The organism is Microbulbifer maximicatervae (SeqCode), assembly GCF_052467385.1.
The window spans coordinates 1,280,472-1,298,332 of record NZ_CP174311.1 but is presented as its reverse complement, the minus strand read 5'-3'; the positions used below and the strand labels follow the sequence as shown (position 1 = coordinate 1,298,332).

Below are 17,861 nucleotides of genomic sequence, written 5' to 3'. Positions count from 1 at the left end.
TAACTCAAATCCTCCAACTTTCCGACATTACTTAACCGCCAAAGAAATACCTAAAATTCTTGACCAACCTAGTAAAAACTACTTTTATTCGTTCAAGCCGAAAGAACTTCCCCTATTACGAAATATATTGTAGACAATGAAAAAAATGGATTTCACAATACTTATATGGGAAGAAAAGGCGGACTTAAAAATGAGCGAATATGCAGAATTCAAAGATGAAAACTTCAGGTTATTAGTCTTGGATAAGTTGATGTACCATTATAAGATAATACAGCCTGAATTCGATATTTTTCAGTTTGCCGATAGTTACACCAAAAGAAATATAGATATAGAAGAAGAAGGGTACGAGCCTATCCCCGAAGCTCTCGACCACTTCCGGTCCATTCCAATTAAGAAAGAATGGCTAAACGATATTACTGACCTTCATCAGGATGGGGGTGGCCATATCTGGTTACAAATCATTCCCTTCTGGTGTGGAACTACTGACGACTTTGATATCCATTCCACCGAAGACACAAACCTCCTACCAAACCTGAAAAAGCTCATACTTTTCTACAATGAAGAAAATCCAGAAATTTTAGAAGATTTCAAAAGAAAAGGCATAGAGGCCAAATGGGTATAACTCTAAAAAATTACTATCAGGCAAAAAATATTTAAATTCTAACCAATATCGTATATCAGTCCGCCCTTTACTTGAAACTAATGTTCTGAGTTTGAGATACCGCCAAGCAGCGACAAAGTAAACCTCAGATGTGAAAATTTTGACTTTCCTCACTTCCAATTGAGTACAGATATTACTTATAGTACACGCAAAATCTGGAACTAATTTAGAAAACACTACTCTATAGCCCCGCAAAAGATCACATCAGCAAGGATTAGTTTGTGAAACGTATTATTTCTTTAGTATCAGCCTCTCTAGTTTGTGTATCATGTGCCACAGTGAAGACAGTTAACCCTAAGAATAATCAGGTAGATATCACTCATAGAGGCCACAAAAGCTATTGCGAAAGTATTCCAAGAGTTTATAGCGGAACCTCTTACTCCTTTTGCTTGCTAAATAGCGAACCCAGTCAGACTGTAAATACTGGATCAACTATCAACCGTGTTCCACTGGTAGCTATAGATGCTGTTTTTTCTGTAGCCGCTGATACCGTTGTTTTGCCGTATACCGTAGTGACTCAGGCGAAGCATGGTAATATCGAAGTAAACTGATATGCTCCACCTGTAGATTAACAATTTTAAAGTAGTTATTAATAAGCCCAACTGAAAAGTCTCTCTTTTAACCACAGAAAAATATTTTTATTGGGAACAGGCCGCGATCACTGATTTTGTCTTACTTTCAAATCCATGATCCGGCCTCTAGCTGCCCCTAGGCTAAAAGCAAAACTAAACAAATTAAATAATATTGATTATTAGGTGGACAAAATTTCTTGGACTTGCCAGAACCAAAATGCCTGCACTATCGTCCCTCCACCTACATATCACACAATTAAAAAGCAATTGGTTGCCTGAAGAATATATGTACAATATGAAAGGCAGACAGCTCCCACCTGCCTCCAAACAACAACAAACAAAGACCAAGAGACATCATTTATAGCTCTCTTTAACTGTCTTATGTTCCAACCTCAAAGTAACAAGAACCCTTAGAGAGAAAACGCTATAGAACTCACTAACTTTGGAGATAACAAATTGCGATATCCAGCAATAGACATCACTAGAGGTATATTAGTAATTATTATGGCCCTCGATCATACTCGAGATTATTGGACTTCGACTCAGTTTGACCCATTGGACCTATCCCAATCCTCCATCGCTTTGTTTTTAACTCGTTGGATCACGCATATATGTGCCCCTGGATTTATATTTCTTACAGGATTGAGTGCCTACTTTCACGGTAAAAAACTTAACTCCAAGCCGGAGTTGGCAAAATTCTTAATACTTCGAGGGTTAGTACTAGTTATCCTCGAACTAACCTTGGTAAACCTCTCTTGGCAGTTTGCTTATAATTACGCTTTTGTACAGGTAATCTGGGCCCTGGGCGTATCCATGATCATACTGGCGGGCTTAATCTATTTGCCAATGATATGGACCACCATCGTTTGCCTGGCCGTAATATCCTTACATGGATACCTGAATGATGACTTCATGCGCCAGCTATTAGGTGGCTATGAATGGCTTTGGATTCTTGCGCATGTACGCACTAGTTTTAGACTTTTCGAGTTCAACACCGGTATTTTTGCTGCTTACAATATTATTCCCCTCTTTGCTCTTATGTACCTTGGCTATGTATTTGGGCCTCTTTACGAGATGGCAAACAAGCAACGAGTGCGTCTACTAATAACAACAGCAACTGCGCTATCGATTATATTTATTGCAGTTAGACTAATAGGCTTTGGCGACCCCAATGATTGGAATTCACAGCAGGGGCTTCCGGGCTTTATCAACACCGCCAAATACCCAATGTCGTTCAGCTATATCCTTATGACAATGAGTATAGTTTTCTTGATCATGGCTATCGTTGAAAATCGGCAAAACCGAATACTGGATGTATTGCTCCTCTTTGGGCAGGCCTCATTGTTCTTCTATTTACTCCATGTCCCAGTGATCAATCTGTCCGCACATCTATGGAGCTACTTAGAGTTTGGAGTAGCAACCAATTTCTTCAACGGCCCCAAAGTATGGCCTGAGGGCTACACACCTAACTTACTGAGAACCTATACTTACTGGATTGCTCTGATAGCGATACTTTACTATCCCTGCAAGAAATATCTTCAAAAGAAAAAAGAAAGTGGATCGGTGATATACTCCTACGTATAACTCTCGGCACAACTTTATTTCGCATATTAAAAATTCTACTCTGGGGTGAGCAAAGCCCCAGAGTTACCTCCCAATCAGGACGATATAGATGTTGCAAAAAATAGACCAATGGATTGATCAAATACTGATAGACTTCAAAGAAGAGAGACAATCTTGCGCAAGGTTCACAGAGAAGTTTTCAGGGTATTATACGGAAGAATTTCTTAGCAAAAGCTACTTTGTAGTGGTTGATAATATTCCAAAACCGAGGTTTCCCGAGCTCTACCAGGCTGGCCTGGGTGACTTTGTCGACATGGAAGTAGCCGGTATCACTTACAAAGATACCTACTTTGTCAAAACACCTTTTGCTGCGGACATTTCCCTCCATTTCCATGAGTTAGTCCATGTCCACCAATGGTCTCTCTTGGGAGCAGAGTCATTTATCAAACGTTATATCAGTGAAATGCAGACCTACGGCTACAACGGTGCACCTCTGGAAAAAATGGCCTACAGCCTGCAAGATAGATTTATGGACAATTGCACTCCAACAGATGTTTTAAGTTACATTCAGAATCATTTGTAAGTACTCAATGATCATTGGACTTCATCTATAAAAAGGTTACCTTCTGGATAAGTGAAAGTGACCTTTGTGCTACCAGCCAAAATTGATCTTATTGACAGGCTAAACATTTCTACTAAAGCCTGATCATCAAGACACAAACTATAATTTATTAAGTTTTATAATTTGCAAGCTCCACACCATGCTACAAGCAACCCGACTCTTCCTGATTTTTGCTGCCCTATCCACCTTAAATCTGGCATCAGCAACAACATGTAAGCCCATATTCAATCACCAAGATGACAAAGTGGCCAAAAACAATCGCTGCACCAAAATCAGCTTTCAACCAAGTAATACGGAAGGATCTGCTGTTATTATTATGGATGAGGACACCAAAGGCTCCTGCGCTTATACATCTGCGGTTCTATGCGGGAATACCGAGATTAGAATGAAAGATATTTCTGCAATTGACTTTAAGGTTGACGTGCCTCCAGGTAAGTGCGGCGCTAAAGAGTGGATTGCCGTTTATATGTTTCCCTGGTGTGAACAACCCGGTGGATGTTGGGCCGGGGGGCAGCGGGAAGTCGATTTTGTAGAAACAACAGGCTCCAATGATCCGGGAGGTTTCGCTTCCAATTGGGGAGGGCTTCCCAAACAGGCGGCGTGGACAAGCCAAACAGGTCCCCTACAGGTGAAGAGTGGTGCCCTACAGCATATAACTTTTACATCCAGGAAAATCATATCGGGTGAAGCTAGTGGAACCTATCAATGGGATATAAGAGTGTGTGAAGCATCTGCGTCCAAGTGCGATCATTCAAATCAGCTTTGGCATGCCTACCGGGAAAAGGGGCCTGCAATTTTTGATGAATCCATGATGATCGTGATCGACAACTGGGGCGTCAACAATCCACCCCAGCCAGGTTGCACGTTAAAAATAACGGATATGCTAATCACCAAATATTAACGATGCTTCTTACAACGATAGGGGGTTAGTGGCGAAAACCCTAATAATCTTTTTTCCACTGTAACTCTACACTACCGGAACCGCTGTCACCGTCATCGGCACTTTTAAACTCCAGGTTGAGGTTATCCCGAAGTTCTATTTGCATCTCCGCCTGCCATGGACTGAGAGGATCGGTACTTCTCTGTAATTCCACATAAATTCGATTGGTAATATATTTGCCCAAGCTCAATGCGTACTCATCACCTTCGTCTCCCTCCTCCTGCTCAATATTGAGTGTATCCAGGTGCAACAGCTCGCGTGTCTTGGCGATAGGATCCAATACCGCTCGACCCGACTGCAAACTGCGTACGACACTAACTAAACGAACAGCTTGTAAAGGTGAAATATCTGATAATGACTTCCCAAAAAGCAACTGCGCCAGAATTTCATCCTGAGAGGCCGAGGGGTCAGAGGTAAATGTAATATCCAAGTCCGCAGCAGTGCCTGATATCTGCGCGGTTATTTCTCCATCGCTATATTCATAGACACCTTCAACCAGGATAGCGACCTCATTATTCTCGAAGCGAATTTCTCCATCTTCCAGATCAAATTTCTTACCGAATAAATCAAAGCTGCCGCGAACAATTGTTAATTCGCCGGAGGCTTTTGGCTTATCTGCGGTGCCTCGAATATCCACCACGCCGCGCAATTGGGAATTTAAGCCAAGTCCGCGCACATAGGATTGTTGGTCCAAAACAATCTCTACATCCAATCCAATTTTGCTAAACAAGGGAGAAGATCGCTGCACCTGTGGGCCATCGACCTGAACTTCCACCACCTGGATTTCTGGAACACTGCTGCCGATCCATTGCTCAATCTGTACAGCCAGCGGCTTCAAAGTGAATCGCCCGGTAATTTCTGCATCCTGGGTTGAGCCCGACAAACGGGCATCACCGGATATTGCACCGCGTACTCCCGGTGAGTTCAGCAAGTGGGCCCGACTGAGGCTTAATACGATATCAAAACTGGGCGAGCTATCCGGAAGTAAAAAGACCGCCCCTCCCAGATTTATCCGCCCACCATCACCATCGGTAGCGCTTCCTCGTACAATCCGCCACTCCTCAGGAGACAGCTGCGCGTAGAAGTTAATATCCGCAATGCGAGTATGGCTCGGTCGGTGCTCATAGCGACCATTACTCAATTCGATATCGCCGGTTAATAGAGGACGCTGCCAATTTCCGGTACCGTCAACATTGAAACTGAGCAAACCGCGCATACGGTGGACACGGGGATCAATATATTCCGCAATCACTGACAAATCGGCCGTACCGCGCCCCTGCAATTGAAAGGGCACATTTCGCAGGCCACCAGTTTGATTATTCTCAGCAAATAGTTGCTCGAAGATCGGCGCAATCAAGACACTTACTTGGCTATTTACCGCGTTGCTACCGCCGTGTTGGGCAATCAGGGATGCATCCAGCTCTCCATTCTCTGTCTGCCAATCCAATACTATCGAAAGCGGTTGAACCTGGATTCCGCGCTGCCCTCGCCCCAGGGCTTCTCCAGTAGCGCGCAACTCCCCTTGGAATTCAGGCTGCTTGGGACTTCCACCAATACTGGCATAAAGGCTGACATCACCATTACCCGCCCTACCGCTGGAAAAACTATTCGCCAAATCCGATAGATCACCCTGGCCGCGCAACTCTAAATCCAGTCGCTCTGCATTCAAGCTACCCAGTATTGATAATTGGTTGCGACCCGCCCAGAGCAGCTCGATACCATCAGTTACCAGACTCCTGTCTGCATAGTCCAAAGTACCCTGTAAATGCCAGGGCTCCAGATGAAACTCTCCCTGGGCGATCAGGTTGGTTTTAATCTGCGGGTTTGAAATAGCCCCATCAATCCTGCCATCCAAGCTCAACTCCCCTTCAAGCGAGTTAGGGAGAGAGAGACCGACGAGATCTACCAGGAACAGCGGTAGATTGCGCGCGCCCATATCAATTTGTAATCGGTCTTGCCTAGGTTCGATGGAGCCATCGGCCTGCAACAATGCCACCCCCACCCGACCCAACTGCTGGGCATCTTCAGCGAGAGCTGTCAGACGGCTCTGGCTCTGTAGGGGCTCCGGCTCCCCTTTATCAAAACCTGAGGCAATCACGGGGGACTGAGGGCCTCTACTCGAGGATGAACCAAACTGGTTGCCATTACCGTTGGTAAATAACTCCAATCGCAAGTCACTGACCTCTATCAGGTCCATATCGCCACTGGCTTCCCCTTTTAAGTTAAAGGGGTAATCCTGCGCGACGCCATTGGAATCCAGTAAAATACTTACCTGGGGATTACTCCACTCCCCCTGGACCGTTACTTCGGAAGATCCCCCTAGGCTTACCCCCTCTGCTGCGGCAACTCCAAGGTCATCGCGCAAGCTAATATTTTTGCCATCGATCTGCCCGTGTAAATCCAACTGCTTCTGTTCAATATCAAGCTGACCGATCACTTCCAGATTGAGCTTCTCTCCGGTAAACACCATTTCATCAATGGTCAGCGCGTGCAGGTTTCCACTTATCGCCGCCGTCAACTCACCCTGTAAGTCGTGGTAAGCACTCACTGCACTCAGAAACAAATTGAGGTTTGGGTTTTTCCATGAGCCGATTGCCTCCACACGCAACTGATGCAAGGTGCCGGATAAAGCAGTGGGGATATCTACCCTATCAGCCCGGGGTAGCGAAGCTGCAAGCCGGCGAATTTCTTCAACACCCAACTCATCAATCTCTCCTACCAAATCCAGTGCTTTCAAATTCGTATCTACACTACCGAGCACTTCGATCCGTGCACCGGCAAAGTGCAAAGACAAGGCCTGCAAGTCAATCACACCTGCCTGGGTATCGACCCGGCCCTCCAATTGCAGGGGCTGCTGCCGGTAGCTGCTTTCCACTTGTAAGCTGCCATTAATATTCGGCTGTTGCAGGGAGCCCTGCACCGAAAAATCTGCGCTGAGCCAACCACTGTCCAGGATATCCTGCCAAGGGCGGGAAAGTGTTAGCGGGATTTGATTGAGGTTAACTGTCCCATTGACACCGTCCGCGCTAATGTTGCCTTTAATCGTACTGCGCCGCTCATCCACTCGCAGCCAAATCCCCGTTGAAGATAAGCGCCAGGGATTGATATCGGCTTCGATACTTCCTGTCAGATCCAGTTGATGTTCTGCTAGAGGAGCTGCGATCGAATTAATATCCAGCAGCAGTTTTTCACCCTGCTTACGCAGGGATAATTCGCCGCGAGCATCCAATACCTGATTTTCCGGCAGATGCAGCTGTCGGCTGACAAACCCCTGGCCCACCTCACTGGTAGAGAAATCGATTACAAAGCGCTCGCGCTGCATCCGGCCATTTACAGTGAGATTAAACTCGGAACCATTCAGCTCACTCACTTCGATAAATAGCTGCGCCGGCTTATCCTGCCATCGATATAGGGCGTTAGCCTGAATAGCAACAGGGGGAATAGCCGTCAACCGGCTGTCCACCAATTGCAGGCGAGCTATATCCAGCTGCGCCAAACGAAACCCAGGAACTAGCAACTCCCAAGTAGTCGATGGCTGCTCCTCACTGACAACTTCAACCTCCTCTTCGCCGGAATCTGCCAGCGCAGAGAGAAGTTCATTGAGGATATTCAGGTTGAGCAGTAAATCTTTGGCCCCCACTCGCTCGATATCGATGGGATTTCGGGACAAGCTGTTGAGATTAACTTCCAGGTCCTGGGCTTCGGCAAGCGTATTAGCTCGATAGTCAATTCTCAGTCGCTCGAAAAACCAAAATCCTAATTTTTCACTGCGAATTCCCTCTGCCTCAATTTCGAGGTCGTCCACCAATTGCTCGGCAGCGTAAAAAGCCCCACGAGTAAGGCCGACGCGCCCCGGTTCCGTGCTGAGGAAATAGATAGCGGACATCAGGAGGAACAGACAAATGCCTGTTACCAGGGAACCCCCAGCACCCAGAGAGCGCCAGAGCCCACGCAGGAAAGCACCCACCCAGTGGGCAGCGCCCAGCGCAAACAGGCCCAACCAGCGCATCAGAATGCCTGCCCCAAGCTCACATACACCTGATAGCGATCATCGATGCCCTCACGGCGATCGAGGGGAAAGGCGATGTCCATGCGGATGGGGGCAAAGGAGGTGATATAGCGCACGCCAAAACCCGTTCCCCAAAACAGGTCGGAAAACTTGGGCGCTGCGTCCTCATAGGCATTGCCGCCATCGAGAAAAATCACACCTCCCCAGGTATCCGTAAAACGAAAACGGCCCTCAAAAGAAATCTCGCTGAGTCCCCGACCACCAATAGCATCGGAGAGGGTTTCCTCACCCTCATCATTAATCTCAATAAGTCGCGGACCCAACTCCTGGTAACCATAACCCCGCACGGAGCCACCACCACCGGCATAAAAGCGCTCATCCGCAGGCAGCTCAAGGTTCGACTCTCCTGTAATTGCCCCAGCTTTCAACCTTATTGCCAAGGTGGGCTTATAACGCCAGTCATCGGCTGTTTTATACGCTGTGAGCTGTAGGGTATTTTTAACAAAGGTGGTATTGGTATTTCTAAGATCGATATAGGGTTTTACTTCCAGCGCAGAAGTGGCGCCACGGCGGGCATCCAGGGGTTTGTCTGTCGTGTTTAATTTAAAGCCCAGGGGGAAAGCTAACAGTGTGTAGTTTTCATCGGGATCATCTGCTTCAACTGCCCCTTCCACCTTCTCGTCCACTTCACTGAATTTCAGCTCGGCGCCCCCACTCAGCGTGCGATGCTTACTGATTTTTCTCGATACCAGTGCACTGAATGTCAGGGACTCTGAACGGTAGGAATCAACATCCTCTCCTTCCAAAGCAATACTGGCGGTCAAGCGTTGCTTGTCATGGAAGAAACGGGGAATAGTGAGCTTGCCTTCCAGGGTTTGCTTTACCTCGTTCAGCTTACTTTCGACTTCAATTTTTTCCCCACGATGGAAAACATTGCGATGTTCCCAGGCTGCTGAAATACCGGCTCCCTCATCGGAGGTGTACCCCACCCCCAAGGTTATGGTGCGGTGATTGCGCTCCTGAATAACAAAAGTAACATCCACCAACCCATCGTAGGGTTCAGAAACTTCAGTATTTACATTGGCAATTAAGTTGGTGCGCAGCAGACGCAACTGCGCAGCATCCAGTTTACTGCGGCTGAAGCAATCCCCGGATTTAATCTTGACCTTATCCAACAGGTAGTCCTCTTCGATAGAGGTGACTCCTTCAATGCGGACTTGGCCAACATGGACTTCGGGACTGGGGGCCACCCGATATTCCAGTCTCGCAGCAGCTTCCCGGTGAATCACCGTTGCCTGGTAGCTGACATCCACATTCAACAGACAGGCATTTTCATTGAGGTACTTGGTAATTTTTTCTACGCCCTCAAGTACCTTGCTGGCAATCAGGGGATCTCCAACATGGATAGGCAAACCACTAAAGCCTGCCCGCAAACCGGCCGGCATAATAATATCCAGGCTCTTGATATGGTACTGGGGGCCGGGAGTGACACTATAGAAAATTTGGTTGCCAGAAACAGACTCATACACAGTGGCATCATAATATCCCTGCGCACGCAGTAATTTTTCCAGGTTACCCCGCTCATAGTGCGCAATATCTGCCGGATCTTCGTAGTTTTCCAGCGCACTACTGTTCTTGCGCAACTCGTTGAGTTCGGAGGTCAATTTTTCCTGCAGCTGGGGATCGCCCTGCACCAGCAGGGTAAAACCCGGCAAGCGATCAAAAAATGGGATGGCTGCTGCCAGCTGCATTGGCAGCGCTAGAAGGGCAACAAGTAGGGAGACAAAGAGAATTCGCAAGATCTTTATCCAATGTCAGTAGCGGCTACTCCGCAAAAAATCCGGGTATCCGTTCCCTCCGTAGGCTGGAATATCCAGCTGATGACAACAGCTGGGATAATTAAATCGACTTATTGAGCAGCCAATAAGCCGATTCGGCGTTTGGGACTTCTATGGCTGTGTGCCTTGGCTGGGCATTAAGGGATTACAATCCTGGATAATCACCCGCCCTTCCAGAATATTTCCTTTGGAATACTCCGTGAAAATACACTGGTTAGTTTTGGGGTTATAATTCTCGATCCACAAATTATCTTCCTTCCAGGTGGCGCCGATATGGCGGTACCCATCGGGCACAGAGATACGCATGACCCCGCCAAAGCGCTTCACGAAAACCTGCTCATAGTGAAAGTAGTAGGCAAGCCAGCCGCCAACAAAGAAAACCGCAGCCACGATTGCGCCGATCTTAAGGCTGCCCAGGCGACTGCCGATAAAAAGAGAAGCAATAACCAGGGCAATCACCGCTGCCCAGTACAAATAAGTAACCATGACTGTTTTTCTACCGTGAATTATTGGTGTTTATAAAGTGAAGGGTAGCGCAGAACCGCAGCAAACTAAATGGCGCCGGGTTACGCTCCCTTACTCCTAAGGAGCCTCTGAATAACTCCGTAATGCCTCTGCGGGCCTTGAAGGTTGCAGATGTTAGGCGCAGCTCGCCGCGAATGGCCGTAGCCCTTTGCAAGAGCTGCAACGCAGCAGCTGTGGCCTTCAAGGCCCGCCCTTCGGGGCATGCAGAGGTATCACGGAGTTGTTCAGAGGCTCCCTAACTTACTCCTCTGCCAACTCCGGCAGCTTTTCAAATAGCGATAAGGCTTCAGGGTTGGCCAGGGCCTCTTTATTTTTAACCGGTTTACCCTCCACCACATTGCGCACAGCCAGTTCCACAATCTTACCGCTGATAGTTTTAGGAATATCCGCCACCTGGATCACCTTGGCCGGTACATGGCGAGGCGTGGTATTGGCGCGAATCGTGGAGCGGATTTTCTGGGTCAGATCCTCGTCCAGTACAACACCCTCTCGCAAAACCACAAACAGCACTACCCGTACATCGTCGTGCCAGGGCTGGCCGATACAGATACTATCTAGCACCTCCTCGACTTTCTCCACCTGGCGGTAAATCTCTGCGGTTCCGATACGCACACCGCCGGGATTAAGTACTGCATCGGAGCGGCCATAGATTACAACACCACCGTGTGCCGTAATCTCGGCATAGTCCCCATGCGCCCATACACCAGGCCAATTTTCAAAGTAAGCACTGCGGTACTTGGCTCCATCTGGATCATTCCAGAAGCCAATCGGCATACAGGGGAAGGATTTGGAGCAAACCAGCTCCCCTTTCTCTTCAACCACTGGACTGCCCGTATCATTCCAGACTTCCACCGCCATACCCAAGCCGCGACACTGCAATTCACCGGCATAGACCGGTAAAGTTGGGTTGCCAAGGGCAAAGCAAGACACAATATCGGTGCCGCCGGAAATAGAGGATAAGCAGAGATCTGCTTTTATATCTCTGTAGACGTAACGGAAGCCTTCGTGGGCCAGCGGAGAGCCTGTGGAGAGCACCGCACGCAATTTCTCCAGTTTGTGGGTCTCCCGGGGTTTGCAGCCACTCTTCTCCAGCGCAGCAATATATTTGGCACTGGTGCCAAACACACTGATTCCCTCTTCATCGGTCATATCCCATAGACTTTGGGATGAAGGGTAGAAAGGTGAGCCATCAAACAGTACTAGAGTCGCCCCACAAGCCAGGCCACTCACCAGCCAGTTCCACATCATCCAGCCACAGGTGGTGAAGTAGAAAAGTGTATCCTCACGGCGCAGATCGCCGTGCAAGCGATGCTCCTTCAGATGTTGGAGCAAAGTGCCCCCCACTCCGTGGACGATGCACTTGGGTACACCAGTAGTACCTGAGGAGTACATGATGTACAGGGGGTGATTAAATTCGGTTTGTACAAAGGAGAGTGCGCGAGCGGGCGCCGCTGCTTCAAAAGCTTGCAGTAGTACCGACTTACCCAGCGGCTCTGCCGCTAGTACCTGAGCAGTTTCCTCTTCTGAGCGCGCAACCGGTACCACTACCAAAGTTTCTATGGATTCGATTCGCTGCATGATCTCACGCAGACGCGGCAGTGAATCAATAACCTTGCCGTTATAGAAGTATCCTTCACAAGCAAATAGTACTTTCGGCTGCACCTGGCCAAAGCGGTCAAATACTCCATTGATACCAAAGTCTGGTGAGCAGGAGGTCCAGATAGCACCGAGGCTGGTGGTGGCCAACATGGCCACTACGGTATCAATCACATTGGGCATAAAGCCCGCTACCCGATCCCCCTCAACAACGCCCTGGGCAACGAGGGCCGCTGACAGGCGCTCCACCCGATCGTACAGCTCCTTGTAGCTCAGCTCACGGCGGCTACCGCTCTCCAGGCGCTCGACCAGGGCAGCCTTGTCATCGCGAAAACGCAGCAGGTTCTCAGCAAAGTTCAGGCGTGCCTGTGGAAACCACTGCGCACCGGGCATGGAATCGTTACTGAGTGTCTCATCACCCTTATCTGCAGCAATAACTCCGGTGTAATCCCACAACTCCCGCCAGAAAGCTTCGCGATTATCTACTGACCACTGATATAAGGCCTCGTAATCATTGAGATCCAGCTGGTATTGCTGGTTGACCCTGCGACGAAACTCATCCATCTGGGTGGCGGCAATAGCCTCTGCGCTGGGTTGCCAGAGCGGTTGGGAGTTGTCCTTCATTTCAACAGACCTTGTGGCTCATTATTGTGTTTTCGAATCGCCCTCTCGGGCACAAGGGGAGCAATCATGCCCTGCCCCACCACTTAAAACTATTTTAATCTTTTTTAGATTTATTAAATAAAAGTTAACATAACCAAATCTATCAACTCCCCAGGGATCTGCCGCCGTGAGTGCCACAATCAAACAACTACGCGCCTTTGTCACAGTGGCCCGCAGCCGCAGCTTGGCCCAGGCCAGCGCTCAATTGCACACTTCCCAGCCAGCCCTGTCCATTGCCATCCGCAATCTGGAGGATGCGACTGGCGGTCCGCTTTTCAGTCGAGAAGCCCGCCAACTCACTCTCACCCCAGAGGGTGAGGAATTTCTCTCTCGCGCCGAACAACTACTGCACAACTGGGATCAATCCCTGGATGCGGTACAGCAGGCCTTTCGCCTGGAGCGTGGGCAGTTGCGCTTGGCAGTAATTCCCGCCTATGCGCTCAACCAACTCCCCCAATTATTAGCCAAGTTTCACCGCCAATACCCACAAATCAATATCCTGTTGGAAGATGTGGTGATGGAACGAGTAACCCAAGCGGTGCAGGATGGCCGGGCAGAGCTGGGCATCAGTTTTCACCCCGAGGATTTAGGTGGGCTTGAGTTTGTGCCCCTACACCGGGATCGTTTTATCGCAGTCATACCACCCCAGCACCCCCTCAGCGAAAAAGGAAAAGTGCGCTGGAGTGACCTGGCCAGTTTTCCTTTTATTGCTATGAACCGCGGCTCAGCGGTGAGGCGCTGGACCGATGAGGCCTTCGGGCAAAGTGGCAAAGGCGTTCACTATATCTGCGAAGCTAATCAATTAAGCACAATCGGCCAGTTAATACGTGCGGGAATGGGGATTAGTGCAGTACCGAGCTTGTGTGAAACACAGGTTCGGGAATATGGACTGGAATGCCTGCCGCTATCGGCGCCAGTAGTGAGTCAGGAGGTGGGGGTGTTATTAAAGAGCCGTGGCACCTTGTCGGCACCAGCAACCGCGTTTTTATCCGCGATTACTGGTTGAGGTCTATCAAAGCACCTCTACTTATTTGAGCGACTAGTGACTGCTGGTTGCGCGCAGCATCCAAGCCGTTTTCTCGTGAACTCTCATACGATCAGATACCAGGGCAACTGTAGATTCATCTTCTCCCGCCTGGGCATCTTTTAAAACTTCACGACAAGTTTTGATCACTTGCTCATGCCCTTTAGTGAGAATTTTTACCATTTCTTCCGCCGGTGGTACCTCAACAACTTCTTTGATGGAGCTGAGTTGAGCAAAAGCCTGGTAAGTACCGGGAGCGGAAACCCCGAGGGTACGAATGCGCTCGGCAATATCATCTACTGCAGTGGCCAGCTCGGTGTAATGCTCTTCAAACATCAGGTGTAATTCGCGGAACAGAGGCCCAGTAACATTCCAGTGGAAGTTGTGGGTTTGCAGGTAAAGGGTGTAGCTATCTGCCAACAAATGTTTCAAACCGGCAGCAATCTTTTCCCGATCCTTTTCACTGATACCAATATCGATTTTTTTCATAATACAAATCCCTCTTCCAAAAACTGTTGTCACCGAAATGGTTATAAGGCCATTTTGGTACCTTTATTCACTTCTCACAAGCTATCGAGCCAATAGCTTATTTATATAGACAAGTAAGATTTATAAGGTACAAAAATGGCGTGAATTTTAACCCGGCTATTGGAAGAAAATTTTGCGACAAGACATTGCCAATAAGGGACTATCCAAATAAAACTATTTATCGAGACCCCCGCTGAAAACACAAGAAGTCAGGCACTACAAACCGGGCAATTACTATGGCTCGGCAGCTGCAAAGTTTGCAGAGCTAAGGTTTCCGTCTCGATTAAGTGCAATTTATTCAAGCTCGATACCGGCAAATCCATCAGGTATTTCATGGCCTCCAGAGCCTGCATGCTACCAACTACCCCCAGCGCAGGGCCGATCACACCTGCTGTAGAGCAGTTCTGGACTTCAGCCTGCTCCTGGGGCGGAAACAGGCAGGCATAACAGGGACCTTTTCCTTCAGAAAAATCAAAACTAATCAGCTGGCCGGAAAAACCCTGCACCGATGCCATTACCACCGGACACCCGGCCTGATAACAAACCCGGTTGATCGTATGGCGGATTTCCAGGTTATCGGTGCAGTCCAACACCAGATCCACCTGTTTTACCTGCTCGCGCAGCCAGGATTCATTCGCCATTTGGCTGTGGGGGTGAATGCGAATAGTTGGATTGGCTGCAGCCAATTGTTGTGCAGCCACCATGGCTTTGGATTTTCCCTGGTGATTGGTTTTATACAAAACCTGGCGCTGTAAATTGGAGAGATCGATATGATCACCATCCACCAGGTGCAGCTCTCCAATACCGGCTGCGGCCAGATACATCGCTGCCGGGCTGCCGAGCCCACCTAAACCAACAATCATAATTCGAGCAGAAGACAGTTTTTTCTGCCCTTCTTCACCCACCTGGGGCAACATTATTTGGCGACTGTAACGCTGTAATTCCTTACTACTTAACATGGCTCTACTTCCGCATGCTTACCTTTCAACAGGACATTAAAATCGGCAACCGCCTGCTTGTAATCTTTTGCTTTAGTAATAGCGCTGACCACGGCGATACTGCCAACGCCACTAGCGACAACCTCACTGGCCCGCTGCATATTAATACCACCAATTGCCACGAGTGGATAATCGGGCAATAGTGCCGCCATTCGTGCAAGTTTCTGCACGCCCTGCAACTGATCCGACATATCCTTGGTGTTGGTCGCATAAATTGCACCAATCGCCAAGTAGCTGGGGCGATAACGGTAGGCCAATAGTAATTCATAGAAGCCGTGGGTACTGATACCCAGCTTCAATCCTGCCGCTTGAATTGCTCTGAGATCAGCAGACTGCAAATCCTCCTGGCCCAAATGCACGCCGTAGGCACCGCACTCAATCGCCAACTGCCAGTAGTCATTGATAAACAGGCGCAGGTTATACGTCCTGCCAATAGCCACTGCACGCTCAATCTGTGCGCGCAGGTCCCCACCCGGATTCTTTATTCGCAGTTGTAAAGTACGCACCCCCAGCTCAGCCAGGCGCTGCAACCACTCCACTGTACCCACTACCGGATATAAACCCAATGCTTGAGAGTCTGTTTGGGCAAACCCTTGAACAAGAGGCTGGGCCGCACCAAAACCATAATCCAGCGCACGCTCTTCTCCCGGCACTAAAATCTCCGGGAAGTCGATTAAATCCAGGGGCCAGCCACAGTGGCCTACAGGTCCAGCACCAGCGCCGATATGTGCATTATTTCCCCGGCGCAAGCCCCGCTGTACATAGGCTTTACCCACAACGCAGGCATCTCGCAACGGGTAGCCCAAAGCGCGACAAGCGGTAATAGCGGAGGACAGAGTGCAGCCAGTGCCATGTGTGCCTGCACTGGACACTTCCCGACCAATAAACCAATCGGCCTTTTCACCATCCCACAGTAAGTCGGAAACTTCTCCCGCACGCAATTGCGTATGGCCGCCGGTAACTAAAATTGCAGTACCGCCGTGGGCGTGCAACTGACGCGCAGCTTGCACAATAGATTCCGCACCCGTGACACTGGCTCCGGTAAGCCATTCCAATTCATGTAAATTGGGAGTAACCAGATCACACTGTGGCATCAACTGAGCCAACACCGTTGCGGTAATATTCCCTTCGGTGAGCCCGGCTCCGTTGGTAGCAACAGCAACCGGGTCGTAAATAACCGGAACCGGTTGCACCGCTTTCAGCTGGCGCAGGAAATCTGCCACCGCAACAACTTGTTCAGCATTCGCTAGCAGACCGATTTTAATTGCGGCAGGAAATAGATCCCGCTGTAAAGCCTGTAACTGAGAACCCAAGACCTCTAGGGAAACTGCATTAATTGCAGTAACTTCCACCGTATTCTGTGCAGTATTGGCCGTGATAGCACTACAACCATGGCAGCCGAGGTCGGCAAAAGTCAGCAGGTCCGCCTGAATGCCGGCGCCACCGCCGGAGTCACTGCCGGCAATGGTCCAGACAATTGGCTTTTTCAATTGGAGTTGATCGCGCATAAAAATACTAATCCTGCAATATGCTCTCTGCCTGCTGCCAGAAAGGCATATCCAGGGTGGGGGTGCTGGGGCTGGCAGTTTGACGCCTGAGCATCAAGCCGGCATTAAAGGCGGCGCGCCCGGATTCCACAGCCAGTTTAAAAGCATTAGCCATCAGTACCGGATCCTGGGCTTTTGCAATCGCGGTATTCAATAACACCGCATCAAAGCCCATCTCCAGTGCTTCTGCCGCCTGTGATGGCGCACCGATTCCGGCGTCAATAATAAGCGGTACATCACTCAGACGCTCGCGCAGTGTTTGTAGGTTATATTTATTGAGCAGCCCCTGTCCGGTACCGATGGGAGCCCCCCAGGGCATTAATACCTCGCAGCCCACATCCAAAAGTTTTCGACACAGCACCAGGTCATCTGTGCAATAAGGCAAAACCTTGAAGCCTAACTGAATTAATTCCCGTGCAGCTTCTACCAGACCAAAGGGGTCTGGCTGCAAATTGTAATCATCACCAATCACTTCCAGCTTGAGCCAATCGGTCTGGAAAATTTCCTGGGACATTTTTGCCAGCTCCACCGCTTCTCGCGGCGATTTACAACCGGCGGTATTGGGCAACAACTGACAACCGGACTCGCGAATATAATCCCAAAATCGATTGTCTTGCTGCTGTGCCGGATTTTGCCGGCGTAGAGACAAAGTAATAATTTCCGAAGCTGAGGCTTGCACGGATTCGCGCATAATCGCTGGGGAGGGATACAGGGCGGTGCCCACCAAAAGCCGGCTGTTAAATGTTTTTCCGTAAAGTGTTAATAGATCGCTCAC

General features: G+C 49.0%; 14 protein-coding genes. 6 read left to right on the top strand and 8 right to left on the bottom strand.

The window, feature by feature from the left end:
• Window positions 1-136 precede the first annotated feature (136 nt).
• From ACJJIR_RS05685 to ACJJIR_RS05665, 5 genes are all read left to right on the top strand, one after another.
• Entirely contained in the window at window positions 137-622 is a 486-nt protein-coding gene (locus ACJJIR_RS05685) for a DUF6892 domain-containing protein (protein ID WP_444896502.1), read from the top strand.
• A gap of 260 nt (window positions 623-882) precedes the next feature.
• Window positions 883-1,212, top strand: a complete 330-nt coding sequence (locus tag ACJJIR_RS05680) for a YceK/YidQ family lipoprotein (RefSeq protein WP_413662864.1) — start codon at window positions 883-885, stop codon at window positions 1,210-1,212.
• 525 nt (window positions 1,213-1,737) lie between these two features.
• Window positions 1,738-2,817, top strand: coding sequence for an acetyltransferase domain-containing protein (locus ACJJIR_RS05675; protein WP_413662865.1), 1,080 nt, complete (start codon window positions 1,738-1,740; stop codon window positions 2,815-2,817).
• An 88-nt stretch (window positions 2,818-2,905) separates the two neighbouring features.
• Window positions 2,906-3,379 carry a hypothetical protein gene (locus tag ACJJIR_RS05670; RefSeq protein WP_444896500.1) on the top strand — a complete coding sequence of 158 codons (474 nt, stop codon included), beginning with the start codon at window positions 2,906-2,908 and terminating at the stop codon, window positions 3,377-3,379.
• Window positions 3,380-3,662: 283 nt separating this feature from the next.
• On the top strand, window positions 3,663-4,319 hold the full coding sequence (locus ACJJIR_RS05665; RefSeq protein WP_444907609.1) for a hypothetical protein: 657 nt from the start codon (window positions 3,663-3,665) through the stop codon (window positions 4,317-4,319).
• Between the two features lie 40 nt (window positions 4,320-4,359).
• Here ACJJIR_RS05665 and ACJJIR_RS05660 read toward each other — a convergent pair whose 3' ends face one another.
• The 4 genes from ACJJIR_RS05660 to ACJJIR_RS05645 form a co-directional block, all read right to left on the bottom strand.
• Window positions 4,360-8,367 carry a translocation/assembly module TamB domain-containing protein gene (locus ACJJIR_RS05660; RefSeq protein WP_444907608.1) on the bottom strand — a complete coding sequence of 1,336 codons (4,008 nt, stop codon included), beginning with the start codon at window positions 8,365-8,367 and terminating at the stop codon, window positions 4,360-4,362.
• A complete protein-coding gene (locus tag ACJJIR_RS05655) occupies window positions 8,367-10,166 on the bottom strand; it encodes an autotransporter assembly complex protein TamA (RefSeq protein ID WP_444907607.1) in 1,800 nt (599 codons plus the stop codon). The genes ACJJIR_RS05660 and ACJJIR_RS05655 overlap by 1 nt, the downstream gene beginning before the upstream one ends.
• Before the next feature lie 150 nt (window positions 10,167-10,316).
• Entirely contained in the window at window positions 10,317-10,691 is a 375-nt protein-coding gene (locus ACJJIR_RS05650; RefSeq protein ID WP_108734070.1) for a hypothetical protein, read from the bottom strand.
• 279 nt (window positions 10,692-10,970) lie between these two features.
• Window positions 10,971-12,950 carry an acetoacetate--CoA ligase gene (locus tag ACJJIR_RS05645; RefSeq protein ID WP_444907606.1) on the bottom strand — a complete coding sequence of 660 codons (1,980 nt, stop codon included), beginning with the start codon at window positions 12,948-12,950 and terminating at the stop codon, window positions 10,971-10,973.
• 166 nt (window positions 12,951-13,116) lie between these two features.
• On the opposite strand from ACJJIR_RS05645, the gene ACJJIR_RS05640 reads away from it, so the two are divergent.
• Window positions 13,117-13,995: a LysR family transcriptional regulator gene (locus ACJJIR_RS05640; protein ID WP_444907605.1), complete on the top strand. Its 879-nt coding sequence runs from the start codon at window positions 13,117-13,119 to the stop codon at window positions 13,993-13,995.
• Window positions 13,996-14,028: 33 nt separating this feature from the next.
• Here the strand turns inward: ACJJIR_RS05640 and ACJJIR_RS05635 are convergent, their stop codons facing one another.
• From ACJJIR_RS05635 to ACJJIR_RS05620, 4 genes are all read right to left on the bottom strand, one after another.
• Entirely contained in the window at window positions 14,029-14,502 is a 474-nt protein-coding gene (locus ACJJIR_RS05635; RefSeq protein ID WP_108734073.1) for a Dps family protein, read from the bottom strand.
• A 248-nt stretch (window positions 14,503-14,750) separates the two neighbouring features.
• Window positions 14,751-15,500 (bottom strand): HesA/MoeB/ThiF family protein, encoded by a 750-nt coding sequence (locus ACJJIR_RS05630; RefSeq protein ID WP_444896494.1) that lies wholly within the window; start codon window positions 15,498-15,500, stop codon window positions 14,751-14,753.
• On the bottom strand, window positions 15,494-17,047 hold the full coding sequence (gene thiE / locus ACJJIR_RS05625) for a thiamine phosphate synthase (protein WP_444907604.1): 1,554 nt from the start codon (window positions 17,045-17,047) through the stop codon (window positions 15,494-15,496). The genes ACJJIR_RS05630 and thiE overlap by 7 nt, the downstream gene beginning before the upstream one ends.
• Before the next feature lie 7 nt (window positions 17,048-17,054).
• Window positions 17,055-17,861: a thiazole synthase gene (locus ACJJIR_RS05620; RefSeq protein ID WP_108734076.1), complete on the bottom strand. Its 807-nt coding sequence runs from the start codon at window positions 17,859-17,861 to the stop codon at window positions 17,055-17,057.